This window comes from Erythrobacter westpacificensis, assembly GCF_039542285.1.
Lineage (GTDB): Bacteria > Pseudomonadota > Alphaproteobacteria > Sphingomonadales > Sphingomonadaceae > Alteraurantiacibacter > Alteraurantiacibacter westpacificensis.
This window is the reverse complement of the sequence record NZ_BAABHV010000041.1, coordinates 1-738: the sequence shown is the minus strand read 5'-3', so window position 1 is coordinate 738 and position 738 is coordinate 1. Positions and strand designations below refer to the sequence as shown.

1 protein-coding gene is annotated in these 738 nt (G+C 61.1%); it reads left to right on the top strand.

Going from position 1 to position 738, the window contains the following annotated elements; translation table 11 throughout:
- A partial coding sequence (locus tag ABFX23_RS17695) for an IS6-like element IS6100 family transposase (protein WP_346034193.1) occupies nt 1–738 on the top strand: 738 nt, incomplete at both ends.

Below are 738 nucleotides of genomic sequence, written 5' to 3'. Positions count from 1 at the left end.
TCAAGTGGCGCCATTTCCAGGGTGATGTGATCCTGTGGGCGGTGCGCTGGTATTGTCGCTATCCGATCAGCTATCGCGACCTTGAGGAAATGCTGGCGGAACGCGGCATTTCGGTCGACCATACGACGATCTATCGCTGGGTCCAGTGCTACGCCCCGGAGATGGAGAAGCGGCTGCGCTGGTTCTGGCGGCGTGGCTTTGATCCGAGCTGGCGCCTGGATGAAACCTACGTCAAGGTGCGGGGCAAGTGGACCTACCTGTACCGGGCAGTCGACAAGCGGGGCGACACGATCGATTTCTACCTGTCGCCGACCCGCAGCGCCAAGGCAGCGAAGCGGTTCCTGGGCAAGGCCCTGCGAGGCCTGAAGCACTGGGAAAAGCCTGCCACGCTCAATACCGACAAAGCGCCGAGCTATGGTGCAGCGATCACCGAATTGAAGCGCGAAGGAAAGCTGGACCGGGAGACGGCCCACCGGCAGGTGAAGTATCTCAATAACGTGATCGAGGCCGATCACGGAAAGCTCAAGATACTGATCAAGCCGGTGCGCGGTTTCAAATCGATCCCCACGGCCTATGCCACGATCAAGGGATTCGAAGTCATGCGAGCCCTGCGCAAAGGACAGGCTCGCCCCTGGTGCCTGCAGCCCGGCATCAGGGGCGAGGTGCGCCTTGTGGAGAGAGCTTTTGGCATTGGGCCCTCGGCGCTGACGGAGGCCATGGGCATGCTCAACCACCATT